General features: G+C 71.3%; 11 protein-coding genes and 1 pseudogene. 3 read left to right on the top strand and 9 right to left on the bottom strand.

Annotation, left to right across the window (positions count from 1 at the left end; genetic code table 11):
• Positions 1 to 59: 59 nt before the first annotated feature.
• The 6 genes from ACGFIS_RS30340 to ACGFIS_RS30315 form a co-directional block, all read right to left on the bottom strand.
• Positions 60 to 833 carry a hypothetical protein gene (locus tag ACGFIS_RS30340; RefSeq protein WP_392973345.1) on the bottom strand — a complete coding sequence of 258 codons (774 nt, stop codon included), beginning with the start codon at positions 831 to 833 and terminating at the stop codon, positions 60 to 62.
• A gap of 285 nt (positions 834 to 1,118) precedes the next feature.
• Positions 1,119 to 1,595, bottom strand: a complete 477-nt coding sequence (locus ACGFIS_RS30335) for a PIN domain-containing protein (protein WP_392906080.1) — start codon at positions 1,593 to 1,595, stop codon at positions 1,119 to 1,121.
• Positions 1,592 to 1,918: a hypothetical protein gene (locus ACGFIS_RS30330; protein WP_392906082.1), complete on the bottom strand. Its 327-nt coding sequence runs from the start codon at positions 1,916 to 1,918 to the stop codon at positions 1,592 to 1,594. The genes ACGFIS_RS30335 and ACGFIS_RS30330 overlap by 4 nt, the downstream gene beginning before the upstream one ends.
• Positions 1,919 to 2,268: 350 nt before the next feature.
• On the bottom strand, positions 2,269 to 2,394 hold the full coding sequence (locus ACGFIS_RS30325; protein WP_392906084.1) for a hypothetical protein: 126 nt from the start codon (positions 2,392 to 2,394) through the stop codon (positions 2,269 to 2,271).
• Between the two features lie 587 nt (positions 2,395 to 2,981).
• On the bottom strand, positions 2,982 to 3,605 hold the full coding sequence (locus tag ACGFIS_RS30320) for an NADPH-dependent F420 reductase (protein WP_392906086.1): 624 nt from the start codon (positions 3,603 to 3,605) through the stop codon (positions 2,982 to 2,984).
• A gap of 138 nt (positions 3,606 to 3,743) precedes the next feature.
• Positions 3,744 to 4,478, bottom strand: a complete 735-nt coding sequence (locus tag ACGFIS_RS30315; protein WP_392973344.1) for an SDR family NAD(P)-dependent oxidoreductase — start codon at positions 4,476 to 4,478, stop codon at positions 3,744 to 3,746.
• 108 nt (positions 4,479 to 4,586) lie between these two features.
• Here ACGFIS_RS30315 and ACGFIS_RS30310 point away from each other — a divergent pair, with 108 nt between their 5' ends.
• Complete coding sequence (locus ACGFIS_RS30310; protein ID WP_392906088.1) at positions 4,587 to 5,213, top strand: TetR/AcrR family transcriptional regulator; 627 nt, start codon at positions 4,587 to 4,589, stop codon at positions 5,211 to 5,213.
• Between the two features lie 461 nt (positions 5,214 to 5,674).
• Here ACGFIS_RS30310 and ACGFIS_RS30305 read toward each other — a convergent pair whose 3' ends face one another.
• Entirely contained in the window at positions 5,675 to 5,998 is a 324-nt protein-coding gene (locus ACGFIS_RS30305) for a hypothetical protein (protein WP_392906089.1), read from the bottom strand.
• An 826-nt stretch (positions 5,999 to 6,824) separates the two neighbouring features.
• Positions 6,825 to 6,992 (bottom strand): hypothetical protein, encoded by a 168-nt coding sequence (locus tag ACGFIS_RS30300; RefSeq protein WP_392906091.1) that lies wholly within the window; start codon positions 6,990 to 6,992, stop codon positions 6,825 to 6,827.
• Between the two features lie 84 nt (positions 6,993 to 7,076).
• On the opposite strand from ACGFIS_RS30300, the gene ACGFIS_RS30295 reads away from it, so the two are divergent.
• Together ACGFIS_RS30295 and ACGFIS_RS30290 are read left to right on the top strand one after the other, a co-directional pair.
• Positions 7,077 to 7,364 carry a hypothetical protein gene (locus ACGFIS_RS30295; RefSeq protein ID WP_392973342.1) on the top strand — a complete coding sequence of 96 codons (288 nt, stop codon included), beginning with the start codon at positions 7,077 to 7,079 and terminating at the stop codon, positions 7,362 to 7,364.
• A 92-nt stretch (positions 7,365 to 7,456) separates the two neighbouring features.
• Positions 7,457 to 8,413: pseudogene (locus ACGFIS_RS30290) on the top strand (enolase C-terminal domain-like protein); the annotation flags it as partial.
• 111 nt (positions 8,414 to 8,524) lie between these two features.
• Here ACGFIS_RS30290 and ACGFIS_RS30285 read toward each other — a convergent pair.
• On the bottom strand, positions 8,525 to 13,261 hold the full coding sequence (locus tag ACGFIS_RS30285; RefSeq protein ID WP_392973340.1) for an HAD-IC family P-type ATPase: 4,737 nt from the start codon (positions 13,259 to 13,261) through the stop codon (positions 8,525 to 8,527).
• Positions 13,262 to 13,377: the final 116 nt, after the last annotated feature.

The following is a 13,377-nucleotide window of genomic DNA, read 5'->3' as shown; positions in this document are numbered from 1 at the left end:
GCCCGCGACCCGCAACGCACCGTCACACTGCTCCAGACCACATGAACGACAACCCCAGGTCACACCCTCTTTTTTACGACTTTGCCGGGTCCCTGGGGCAGGGGGTCTGCTGGTTCGGCTGGCGGTTCGCCGCTGTCGTCGTCGGTACCGCCGGGTGCCTCAGCGGTTGGGGGCTGTGCTTCGGGCTCGCGCTCGTCGCCTCCCCGGTTCTCGCTCTGCGGTGGGGCTTCTCTGTCGCCATCGGCGGTCTGGGCGTCTTGGAAGATGGCTCGCAGTTGTTCTGCGTTTTGGAGTTGTGCTTCGCGGGCGCGGGCCAGGCTTTCCAGGCGGGAGAACGGCCTGGGAGGGGCTTCGTAGTCGGTGGAGAGGGAGTTTGGCTGCTGAGGTGCTTCGGGGTCGTCAATCTTGTCGTCCGCGCTGCTACCGCTGTCCTGGGGGCGCGGTTCCTTGGTGCGGTCGTCCTGGTCTTTCGCCCCTCCGGCTTCGGGTAGACCGGTCCCGGGTCCACGGTTGTCGTTGACCCGCTCCCCCTCGTCCTCGCGCGGGTCCTCGGCCTTGGCTTGGCCGGGTTTCTCCGCTTCCGGGCCGCCGTTGCCGGCCTCAGCGGGGTCGGCTGTGTCATCGGGTTCTTCGGTCAACTGGATGCCGACGTAGGTCTTGTCGGCCTCTGGATCCTTCTTGGTGTCCGACTTGGCTTCGATCGAGCGGTCCCCGAGGGTCTGCTGCTTGTCGCCGGTCGGATCGGCCGGCGACTGGTCGCGAGTGCCCTGCGGGGGGACCTTGTCGGCGGTCTCGGGGCCTCTGCCCGGCCCACGGGGGTGATCCACGCCCACGCTCGCAATCCTTCGACAGGGGGAAGGCGAAACGCCCGACCGGACGGCTCGCCGGGCGTGTCCGTGACGTGCGGGGTCTACGCCGGATCACACCGGCCTCTACATAACCGCGCGCGTGGGGAGTTTGCACGTGCGCGATGCCGAGGCCGCAGCGCCCGCATGCGTTTGACGTTGCATCCCCATTAAAAGCCTTGATGTAGCCCGGTCTGCCGACCGCCGCTCAGGTCGATTCCGCGCCCGATACGGCCATCCCCCAGCGTCCAGTGGGGCCGTGACAAGCGGGCTTCAGGAAGAGCGAATGTCCTTCACGTTCTGCACCCTTACTCCCTTTCGGTCACCGGCCAACCCCGGCAGATGGGTGGCGTCGGCGGTCAAGATCAGCACATCAGGTTGTTGCCCCGCCGCCTCCGCACGATGGGCGTACATGTGAGCCGTCGCGGCGACCAAGGCGTCAACAACCTCCGTGGAGTCGAACCCTGCGTCACCGATCAGCTTCCCGGCGGCGCGTGCAAGGTCCTCAGTGACAGGCTCAACGACGGTCCTGGTGCTGGACAGCACATGGTTCAGTTTCGTGTCCCGGTCGGAGCCACGCAAGATCTCCGTCAGCACGACGCTGGACGTGACCAAGCGTGCCTGCTTGCGCAGCGCAGCCGCGAAGAAGATCGCAACGTCGCGGTCCGTGGCGGCCTTGTTGATGGCGTCGTTGTCGAGTACCAGAACCCCGCCGAGCCTCGCAGCTCGACGGCCTCGCACGGTGCTCACTGATCTTGCGCGGACGGCCAAGCGGCGAGGGCGGCCTGGATCTCGTCCTCACTGAACGGTCCGTGCCGATCTTCCAGCTCGTCAACGAACTCGGCGAGGGCGTCGAGTTGGAGCTTGGCCGCGATCGCCTCATCAACGTAGGCAGAATCGGAGAGGCCCAGCTTGCGGGCCTGTTCGCGGATCTCAGCCTTGCGGCCCCGGCGGATGGTCGCCGACAACTTCTCGGTCGCACCCGGACCGCCCGCGGGCTTACGAACCTTCGCGGCCTTGCCGCGCTTCGCGACACGGAGGGGCTGCTTGACGGGAGTCTGCTTAGCATCCACAACTCAATCATACCAATGGTAGGAGTGAGCTGCCCTCGGTGAGGGAATGAGATCTCGCATGCGCGCACCAGGACCCCTACGGCGGCATGCTCGTGACCATGGTGCAGGGATCCGCGCGCCAGGCTACGGATCACCCTGATCAAGCGGCGGACCAGGCGGGGCCTGCTTCCGACTGATGGCGCTTGCGGTCATCGCGTCGGCCGCGTCGGCCGCGTTGATCAGGTTTCCTCGCTGATGCCGCCGAGTCGTTCGACGTCCTCGGCTGGGATACCGGTCCGGAGGGAGACGCTTGTCGAGCGTGGCCTGACGCGTCTTCACGCGGCAGGATGCCAGATAGGCGCGCACAGCCCTCACCCGCCGTCGTCCTTCTTGAACGCCATGAGGAAGGCGGCGCCTTCAGTGAGCAACCCGCCTGTGTCCATGTCCTCTTTTGCGGCACGCCGGTCCGCTTCACCTGGGACTTTGACAGCGGCCACACGATCACCTCCACCACTGGTATTCCGATAGACGATGCCGGTAGGCACGGAAAATGGGATCGAGGGGGACCCTCGCGCATTGTGTCAACCCGTCAGTGACGCAACCGCAGCCGATCTGCCGCAACTGGCCGTCACCGTGCCGCACCCGTCGTCGCCGGGCATCACAGCCTCATACCCTTCCCCTGGGACTGAGTATCATCCTGGTTCATTTTCGAATCTTCGTGATCATGTTGCGACCGCCCTCAGCGGAGATCGACACGGCGGCCCCAACGCCGGAGGCCCGGCTCCCGCCGGGGAACCGGACCTTCAGTCGCAGACGTCTTTTCAATTCGCTTCTGCCCGAGCGGTAGAGGTAGGTCAGCGGTGACTATGCAGTAGCTGACCCCACACGGATCACCTGCAGGGAAACTCTCTCGTCCGGGCGTCTGGTTCAGGATGCGCTGAGGGTGTTGCACTGCTCAGGGGCGGCCGTGATCGTCCGGACGAGGAAGCCCGTTGACGGGCTTGATCGCGCTCTGGGCGTGTTGGCGGCTTCGCCGAGCCTGGACGATCCAAGCTTCATCGCGAGTACCTCCTCCGGGGACGGCTCAAGCGGGAAGTTCGGTGACGCCGAGGGAGAAGTTCCAGCCGCCCACCCCGTGACGTGCGAGGCCCATGGTGAGCACACCCGCTCCTTCCAGCCAGTGCGCCATGTCCAGGCCGCCGACGTCCATCGGACGCATCCCGAGGCTCTTGATGAACGCCTCCACGGCCGCCTTGGCCTGCGTATCGTCGCCAGCGATGAAAACGTCGGGCCGGCCCTGCTCCAGGACATGACGGAAAATGGTGTTGAATCCCTTCACCACGCTGGCACTGGCCGGGGCCGCCTTTGCGGCTTTCTGCGCGATCGAGGTGACCCCGGGGTGGGCCAGACCGTCGGCCGTGGCGTTGAAGGGGTTGCTGATATCAATAATGACCTTGCCCGCGAGGGCGTCTCCGTAGTGGGCGACGACCGGAACGACATTGTCGGACAACAGGGCCGCGATGACGATGTCGCCGGCCGGAACGGCACCCCACTCTCCCGTCGTGGCGCCGCCGCCGAGAGCCTTGGCCAGGTCAGCGGCCTTGTCGTGATCGCGGCCCATGACCTCGACGGTGTTGCCGCCGGCCACCGCCAGCGCGCCGATCGTACGGGCCATGTTCCCGGTGCCGATGATGCTGATGCTGCTCATGAAGTGCCTCTTCCTTGTTCTCGAAATATCGCTTTGATTCGTGGTGCCGAGTCACGCCGCTCCGCATTCGAGGCTCAGTTCCTCGGCCCTGACGACTGCCTTTTTTCGCGAGTGTGTGGCGTATACCGGTGTGTTCGTTCAGATCACCGTGGTGCCGCCGTCGGTGGTCAGTTCCAGTCCGTTCACGTAGCTTGAGTCGTCCGAGGCGAGGAACAGCGCGACCGTGGCGATCTCCTCGGGGCGGCCCATCTCGCGCCGCGGGATCAGGGACTCGAACTGCTTCTTGGTCTCCCCGTCGAACAGCTCCTCCTGCTTGGCCGTGGCGACCTGGCCGGGGGTGAGCACGTTCACCCGGAGCCGCCGGTCCCTCAGCTCGTTCAGCCACACACGGGCCCACGCCTGCTGGACGGCCTTGCTCCCCGCATACACACTCCACCCGGGGAAGCCCCTCAGCGAAGCGTTCGACCCGGTCATGAAGATCGAGCCACCGTCGTTGAGCAGCGGCAGCGCCTTCTGCACCGTGAACAACGTGCCGCGCGCGTTCAGCCAGAACGCACGGTCGAACTGCTCCTCGGTGATCTCACCGAGTTCGCCCTGCTCCCCCGTCCCGGCACTCGCCCACAGCACGTCGATCGAGCCCTTCTCCCGCCTGACCGTCTCGTACAAACGGTCCAGGTCGGCCAGGTCGGACGCGTCACCCTGCACGGCGGTCACGTTCCGGCCGATCACCTTCACCGCCTCATCCAGCGCCTCCTGCCGCCGGCCGGTGATGAAGACGTGTGCCCCCTCCTCAACGAACAGCTTCGCGCCGGCCAGCGCCATGCCGGTCGACGCGCCCGTGATCACCGCCACCTTGCCATCGAGCTTTCCCATAACCACTCACTCTCTGGTAAACCGATCTGTGTACGTAACGTATCCGCCCATCGACGGGAGCGCAAGCTATGTAAACCGAGCGGTACCGAACTGAGGTACGATGCAGGCATGACGAAGTTGGAGAAGGGCCCCCAAGGCCGGCGTCGCGGCAGGGGCGCGCGCGAGCGCATTCTCAGCGCGTCACAGCAGCTGTTTCGGACTCAGGGCATCAACCGCACCGGTATGAACGAGCTCTGCGCAGTGGCCCAGGTCTCCAAGCGCACGGCCTACCAGCACTTCACCTGCAAGGACGAGCTGGTCGTCGAATACCTGCGCCGGTTCGATCCCGGCCTCATGGCCGCGGTGTTCGACCGCACCGACCTCACACCCCGCGAACGGCTCCTCGCCGCCTTCGAGATGCCCACGTCCGGCCCAGACGAGCTCACGCCCCTTTGCCCCTACATCGCGGCTACCGTCGAAATGCACGACCCCCGACACCCCGCGTCCGAATACGCCCGCGAATACAAGCTCGCCATCGCCGCGCGGCTCGCCGAAACGGCCCGCGAAGCCGGCGCCACCGACCCCGAACAGCTCGGCGAACAACTGGCGCTGCTCCTCGATGGCGCCTCGGCCCGCACCCGAGTCCTCAACGCCGAGTCCTTCCCCACCGCCGCCGCCATCGCCACCGTCCTCATCGACAACGCCCTCTCCGTGACGGGTGGGGAGCAGGAAGACGTAAAGGCAACGGACGGGTAGTGGCCCCACTTCCTTCGGGCTATCCCGCAAGGGTGTAGCGCTTCGTGCCTCACTGAGTCAGATCAGGTGTAGTCCGGCTGTGGCCTACGCCTGATCCGCACCGGGGCGAAACGTAACAATGTGAGCGTGGAGTCCCTCAAGTGGCTTCGCCGGTGAGGCGGCGGCTCATCAAGTCGATCGCGGCTACGTGGATCATGGTTCGGGAGCTGGCGGACGGCGTGGGCGGTGCCGGACGTCAAGAAACCCCTGGTAGGACGGTTGATCTCTCACAACCCCCGTCCCCACCAGAGGCCTCACATGCTTTTGTACCGTGCTTCGCTGCCGTTGCCGCGTCAGACCTGGCCTACGCCACCGGGGTGGTGCGCCGCCACCGCCGGGCCGTTGGGAGCAAGGGCCGGTGCCTGCACCCGGGCAAGCAGGCCCTGATGACCCTGGCCTACCTGCGCAAGGTGTCGGGACGCTCAGTGGTTTTTCATGATCTTGTGAATCGATATATCCGGCCAGGGCGGCCGACGTAGTACCGCTGCGGTCGCCAGTCCCGCGGCGACGAGCCCGATCAGCCCGCCCAGCAGCGCGATCCGGGTCCCGTCTACTGCTGGTGTCCAGGACGCCCTGCCTTCGTGGACGACGAAGACGCCGAGCGGCGTGGCCCGCGGGCATCTGCCGCCGGTGACCTGGGCGACCGGAATCACCGTGGCGCCATCGGGCCTGTCGTATGGCTCGCCGAAGACCCGTTGCGCGCCCTCGCCACCTCGCAGCCATTCCAATTGTTTCCCTGTTTCCATTTGGCCTCCCCCGGCCCGCTCCCGACGCCTCAGGTTCCACGACTGATGGCGCCGGCGCGCACATTATGACCGCACTCGGCCAGGTGCTACACAGTCCCCGGAGACTTCCAAGCTCTGCGAAGCCAGCCGTCCGGAGACACGGACCGCTCACGTGCACGATCCCGAACGGCCGAGTCGGCCTGGGGGAGGGAGGCGGGGGATGACGGCGGCTACGCCGCTCCCTGCCGCCTCCACCAGTCCGTCTCAACCGTCCAGCTCTCGGGTTGTTCCCACCTCGCGACGCGATCAAGGACGGCTTGCGGTAGCCGTACCGAGTGCTCGCGGACGTAGTGCCCGAGCCCCTCCGGCCACAGATACTTGCCGTCCAGCAGCTCAAGGCTCCCGACAGACTCACCGCAGATGCGACACGTGGACTTGCCAGCGGCGGCCCAGGGAGCGCGCCGGCCTTGGTCCAGATAGTCCGCGACCCGTTCACGCTCGGCACTGTCCCATGAGGGATCTACCCACCGGTGAGGGTCCGGCCAGCGGGGCTCTCGTTCGCTCCACCAGTAGCCGATCAGGGTGAGCGTGAAGCAATCGTCGTCCATTCGGACAGGGTGCCAGGATCCGCCCGTTCGCGAACACGCGTGGGTGACCGCGTGCCCGATCGCGCCTGAGTCACCAGCGCTCGTCCAGATGAGCCAGCATGGCGCGGAAGCGGCGAGCATCGCGCCGAGGTAGAACGTGGGCGGCCGCCTCCAAGTAGGACCGCACCTCCCATGGATCGGTGCAGCACTCCCAGAAGCCGCAGCCCTCGTATCGCGTGTCCTAGAGCCGGTGGTGGGGATCATTCAGGACTGCTCCCCAGAGTCGGAGTGTGGCCGGTGGCGTCGAAGGCGTCGCGGACGAACGGCACGAGGCCGAGTCTGCGGCGGTAGGCGCGCAGGATCTCGGGTTTGGTGGTGTCGTCGATCTCACAGGCTGACGACCGGCGGCGGGACGTGATCCCCCACAAGCGCATGTCCTGGGGGCAAAGAAGCGGTCAGCGGCGGCGTGCGGAGTGCGTCATGGGGTAGTCCGGCTGCGTCACAGGGGAGGAATGATGATCAACACACTGCACAAATGGGGCGTGCGGTCCAATCTGATGTACACGGCGGGCATCGCCTCGATCGGGCTCGCGTTCACCTCGTGGATCGCGTCCAACCGGCTGGAGGCCGCGGGCCTGGACCGCGCTGACAGGTGGGGCATCTTCATCGGCGAGTGGGCACCGACGTTCTTCGCGATGGGGGTCGCTCTGCGCATGGAGGAGACGCGGGAGCAGGCCATGGAGGCATCCGGACAACGGGCCGACATGGAGGACCGGGTCGGCGGCTACGCGATGCGATAGCCGCGGGCCGGCCGCGGATCATTTCGGCCGGGCTCGCCGGGTAGCCGTTACCGGGTTGCGGCGCGGAGCCGGGCGATCGGCGGAGGGGGGCTGTGGTGGGCGTCAGAGTCGACGGAGTGCGGACCCACGCGTTCGAGGTCTCCACCGATGGGCCCGGCGGGGCCGAGGAGGACGGCACGCTCCGGTGGAACTCCACGACCGTGATCCTCGTGGAGGTGCAGGCCGAGGGGCATACCGGGATCGGCTATACCTACGGGGACGTCTCGGTCGCCGCGTTCGTGGAGTCGACGCTGGCGTCCATCGTCCGGGGCGGTGACGCGCTCACGCCGGCGGTGGCCTGGCATCGCATGTTCGCCGGGATCCGGAACGCCGGACGTCCCGGTGCCGGGGCGATGGCGGTGTCCGCCGTCGACATCGCGCTGTGGGACCTCAAGGCGCGGATCCTCGGCCTCCCGCTCGTCCAGGTGCTGCCGGCCTTCCACGACCGGGTGCCCGTCTACGGCAGCGGGGGGTTCACGAACTACTCCCTGGAGCGGCTCACCAGCCAGCTCGCCGGCTGGGTCGAGCAGGGCATCGGGCGGGTGAAGCTGAAGACGTCCCGCAGGCCCGGGGACGATCCGCGGCGGCTGACGGCCGTCCGGGAGGCGATCGGGCCCGGGCCGGAGCTGTTCGCCGACGCCAACGGGGCCCTGACCCGCAAGGAGGCCCTGTACTGGGCGCGGCGGTTCGCCGAGGAGTGGGACGTCCGCTGGTTCGAGGAACCGGTCTCCTCCGACGACCCCGCGGGGTTGCGGCTGGTGCGCGACCAGGGGCCAGGGGGTCTGGACGTGGCGGCCGGGGAGTACGGATTCGTCCTGAAGGACTTCGCCGAGCTGCTCGACGGGCCCGCCGTGGACTGCCTGCAGGCCGACGTCACCCGCTGCGGCGGGATCACGGGGCTTCTCCAGGTGGCGGGGCTCGCGTCGGTTCAGCAGATCGACCTGTCGGCGCACTGCGCGCCGGCGGTCTCCGCGCATGCGTTCTGCGCGGTGAAGCGGCTCCGGCACCTTGAGTACTTCCACGACCACGTTCGCGTGGAGCGTCTGCTTTTCGACGGGATCCTCGAACCCGGGACGGCATGCTCGTGCCCGGCACCGACCGTCCAGGGCTGGGCCTCCAGGTCAGGTGGGACGATGCGGAGCCGTATCGCGTGTACGGCGACCGTCCGCCCCGGACGTGACGGATGCGGCCGGCAGCAGCCGCGGGGCGATGGCGGCTCCCAGTGTCGCCGCCGCGGCGGCCGCCGTGACGACGAGCCAGGCGCCCGGCCCCAGCGGGGTGCAGCCGAAGAACCCGCTGAGGCCCGGTATCTCGACGACGGCGAACAGCGCGCCCGCCGAGACCGCACAGGTGGCCATGACGAGGGGGCTGTGCCTGCGTGCGATGAGGGTCTGGCCGAGCTGGGCGCCGACCAGAGCCGCCAGAGCCATCGTGGACGCCCTGCGGCGCCCCCCGGGGATCAGGCCGGGCAGCCTGCCGGCCTGCCAGGAGACCAGGGCGGCGGCCGCGGTGGCGGTGCCGCGCACGGCGAGCGCGGACCGCATGTCGTGGCCGCTGAAGCCGTGGACGGGCGCCCCGCCGAGCGGCTCCGCGTCGTCGGCCCCGTGGCCGGCGGGTGTGAGCGCCACGGCCAGCGCGGGGAGCATGTCGGTGAGCATGTTCACGACGAGCAGCTGCCGGGTGCTGAGCGGGGCGTCCCCGCTCAGGGCCGTCCCGAGGATGGTGAAGGACACCTCCCCCGCGTTGCCGCCGACGAGGATGGCGGCGGCGTCGCGGACGCTGTGCCACAGGGCACGGCCTTCGCGGAGCGCGTCCAGGATCAGCGCGTTGTCCGGTGCCGTGAGGACGAGGTCGGCCGCGGTGCGGGCCGCGCCGGAGCCGCGTCCGGCGACCGCGATGCCGACGTCGGCGCGGCGGATCGCGGCGGCGTCGTTGACGCCGTCGCCCGTCATCGCGACCACCCGGCCGGACCTGCGCAGGTCCTTCACGATGCGCACCTTCTGAGCCGGGGAGACACGGGCGAAGACGGCGGCGCGCTGGACGGCCCGGCGCCGTTCGCCGGCGGTCATGGCGTCGAGCTCGGTTCCGGTGAGGACCCGGTCGGCGTCGGGGATGCCGAGCTCGGCGGCGACGGCCCCGGCGGTGGCCGGATGGTCACCGGTGATCATGGTGGTGCGCACTCCCGCGGCGCACAGCCGCCGCACCGCGTCCTCGGCGGTGGGACGCGGCGTGTCGGCGATGCCGACGAAACCCAGCAGGGTCAGACCCTCGACGTGGCCGGCGATCTCGCCGTGCACCCGGCCCGGGTCGGGGGCCTCGGCGACGGCGAGGACGCGCAGGCCCTGCCCGGCCAGGCGCCGGACGATCGCGGCGGCGGCGCGGCGGCGGGCCGCGGTGAGCGGCTCGTCCCGGTCGGCGGCGTCGCCGGGGACATGGATCCGGGCGCACCGGGCCAGGACCACCTCGGGGGCGCCCTTGACCGCGATGACCGGCCGGCCGCCGTCGCGTCCGAGTGAGGCGGAGAACCCGCGGGTGGCCTCGAAGGGCAGTTCCTCGTCCAGGGTCCACCGGGTGTCCGGCGGCAGATCGCCGGCGGACTCCAGCACGGCCCGGTCGGTGGCGTGCGCGACCCGCCTGCCGTGCGGCGGCGGGCAGGCCCGCGCGGCGACCCGGAGGATGCGCCGCCCGCCGGCGCCGGTGAGCGGGAGCGGCCGTGCCGGGCCGGCGGCCCGGACCAGGCGGAGCCTGCCCTCGGTGAGGGTGCCGGTCTTGTCGAAGCACAGGGTGTCGACGCGGCCCAGCGCTTCGAGCGCGCGGGTGGAGCGGACCAGCACGCCGAGGCGCGACAGCCGCCGTGCCGCCGCGAGCTGCGACAGGGTGGCGACCAGGGGCAGTCCTTCGGGGACGGCGGCCACGGCGACGGCGATGCCCGATTCGAGGGCGCGGTGCAGCGGCAGGCCGCGCAGCATGCCCAGCGCGGTGACGGACGCGCCGCCGAGGAGGGTGGCGGGGAGGGCCTGGTGGGTGAGTTCGGCGAGATGCGCCTGCATGCTGGACGAGGCGTCCGCCGCCCCGGCCAGGGCCGCGGCCCGGCCGGTCTCGGTGGCCTCGGCGGTGGCGACGACGAGGGCGACCGCGCCGCCGGCGACGACGGTGGTGCCCTCGTAGACCATGCAGTACCGGTCGGCCGGGTCGGCGCCCGGCGCCGGCTCGATGCTCTTGCCGACGGGCACCGACTCCCCGGTGAGCGTCGCCTCGTCCACCTCCAGCGACTCCGCCCACAGCAGCCGGGCGTCCGCCGGCACGACGTCCTCGGGGCGCAAGTGGATCACATCGCCGATCCGCAGGCGGCCGGCCGGGAGCTGCTCGGTGGCGGCGGACCGCAGATACGCGAACGCGTCCGGGTCCCCGGCGCCGGGCCGCGGGGGGCGGGCTGCGCCGTCCCGCGGGGGGCGGGCGGCGCCGTCCCGCAGGCGGCGGGCGGCGACCTGCTGTCCCAGGAGCAGTTCGCCCAGGACGCGCTCCGCCCGCATCCGCTGCACGCCCCCGATGACGGCGTTGCCCGTCATGACCCCGGTGACCAGCAGCGCGTCCACGCTCGACCCCACCACGGCGGACGCCGCCGCGCCGAGCGCGAGCACGGGGGTCAGCGGATCGTCGAGTTCCTGCCGCACCGCCGCCGCCAGGCGCAGGCCCGCCCCGACCGGCCGGACCACCGTCCATTGCAGGGGCGGCACCGCCGCCAGCCCGGCGCGGACGGCGGCGGCACGCGAACCCGGGCCCCGCGTCCCGGTTTCGCCGGGCGCGGGTTCGGCGGCGGTGCGGTACAACCGCCCGAAGACCTCCTCGGCGGTGAGGGCGTGCCAGGCGTCGCGGACGACCGGCGGCGGCAGCGGCCGGTGGTCCAGCCGCCGGGCGCTGACCGCGTTGGCCAGCATCGCCATCATGCCCGCCACGTGCACCGGCGGGAGGTCGCGCCAGTACGCGATCCCGCGGCGCCGGGGCCGTCCCCCGGCGAGCAGGAGCGCGCCGAGCGCCGACGCGCTCAGGGACAGCTCCGCGGCGCGGTCACTGGCGCGCCTCGCCGGCCGGACCGCCGTCAGCAACCGCCACGCCTCACCGAGTCCCGGGCCGCACACCAGGTCGGCGCGCCAGTCGGCCGACCCGTCGCCGCACAGCACGCTCACTCCGACGTCGGCCGCGTCCAGCGCCCGGTCCTGCCCGCGGGCGATCACCAGGACCCCGTTGCCCTCGCGCTGCAGGGCGCGCACGGAGTCCGCCAGGTCACGGGCGGCCACCGGGGAGTCGTCGCCCCAGGCCACAAGCTCCCTCGTGCTGGCGTGCTCGGTCAGGACGACCACGTCGGCCGCCTCGTGCGCCGCCGCCAGCAGCGCCTCGGCCAGCGGATCGAGCGAGCAGCCCACCTGCACATGGCCGCACCGCCGGTCTTGTCCGTCCAGCAGGTCCAGTGCGGTGCCCGGCGGGTCGGCGGGACCACCGTCCGCCGTCCTGACCAGGCGCCATTCCGGCGCCGTGTCCGGGTCGCCGCCCTCGCCGCCGGACCGCCCGGCCTGCCACGGGCCGGGCCCGGCCAGGTCTCCGGCGCCGAGGCCGGCGAGCAGCGTGCCGGCCACGCGCCACACGCCCGCGTCGTCCAGGCCGTCGCCGGTGGCGTCCGCCGACAGCAGCCGCGGCCGCCCCGCGCACAGCACCGCGGAGTCGATCACCACCGCGCCGACCCGGTCGAGCCGGCGCAGCGCGGCCGGGTCCAGCACCACCGCGCCGCGGCCGGCGAGGTCGTGCGCCAGCACCGCGGCGAACGCCTCCCGGCCGTGCCGCGCCGCCTTGGGCATGGTCGCCAGCAGCAGGTCGGCGGCGCGGGACGCGTCCCCCGTGGCCGCCATGACGCCGGATCCGCCCAGCAGATGTCCGAGCGCCGTGCGGTTCCCGGTCTTCTCCACCGGGCCGTCCGGCAGGGGGCACGGCCGCCGGACCCGGGTCCCGCACTCCTGCGGCTGCCGCCCGGCCACCGCGAGATGCGGCTCGCGGCGCCGCCACGCCTCGCGGCGCGCCCCGATCTCGTAGAGCTGGAACACCCGGTGCACGGCGTCCGAGGCCAGCGGGGCCACGCCCTGCCCGGCCCCCTGGACGACGGCGTTGGCGGCCCCGAGCAGGGCATCGGTGCGCGGCCCGCCGAGCCGCCGCTCCAGCGCCGTCCGCACCCGCGGCGTCGAGTCCACCAGCGACACCGCCGCCCGCACCGGGCTCGGCATCGGCGGAAGGGCCAGCAGCCTGGCCGCCGTGGCGGCGGCCGACCCCACGCAGTCCGCCGCGAGGGCGGACACGGCCGCCGCCCACGCCATCTCGTCGTCGGGGCGGCACGCGTGCGCGTCCTCGTCGAACCGGGCGGCGCCGTGCGCCTTCTCCACGTCCTGGACCGCCGCCACCAGGGTGCTCAGGGCCACGTCGGGTTCCGCGTACGCCACCAGGATGTGGCCGGTGACCGCGTTCACCTCGGCCCAGTCCACGCCGTCCAGCCGCTGCAGCGCCCCCGTCAGGGCCCGCACGTACCGCCGGTGCGGCCGCCCGCCGCCCGACAGGCCGTTCACCTGGATGTGAGCATGTCCGCCGTGCGCCCACACGCGCCGCCGGGGGCCTCCGGCGGCCAGGGCGGCGAGCGCGCCCGCGGCCCGGGAGGCGCCGTGCGCGCCCTCGTCCACGGCCTTGCGCACGGGCCGCACGGGCCGGGCCCGCACTCCCGCCTTCGCTCCTCGTACGGCCAGCGTGGACGCCGTATCCGCCGCGGCGACCGGCACGCTCAGCACCGTCCTGGCCAGGGACGCCCCCCGAATCGCCACCGCCCGCTCCTCCTGACCGCGGATGCCCGCCCCACCGACGAACGCCGGTTACCCGCGGCTACGCTGCGTAAACAGCGGTGGTCGCGGTGGGGACGGCGGGGAGCACGGCGTGGGGA

Source organism: Spirillospora sp. NPDC048824 (genome assembly GCF_043198455.1).
GTDB lineage: Bacteria > Actinomycetota > Actinomycetes > Streptosporangiales > Streptosporangiaceae > Spirillospora.
This window is presented reverse-complemented; position numbering and strand designations above follow the sequence as displayed.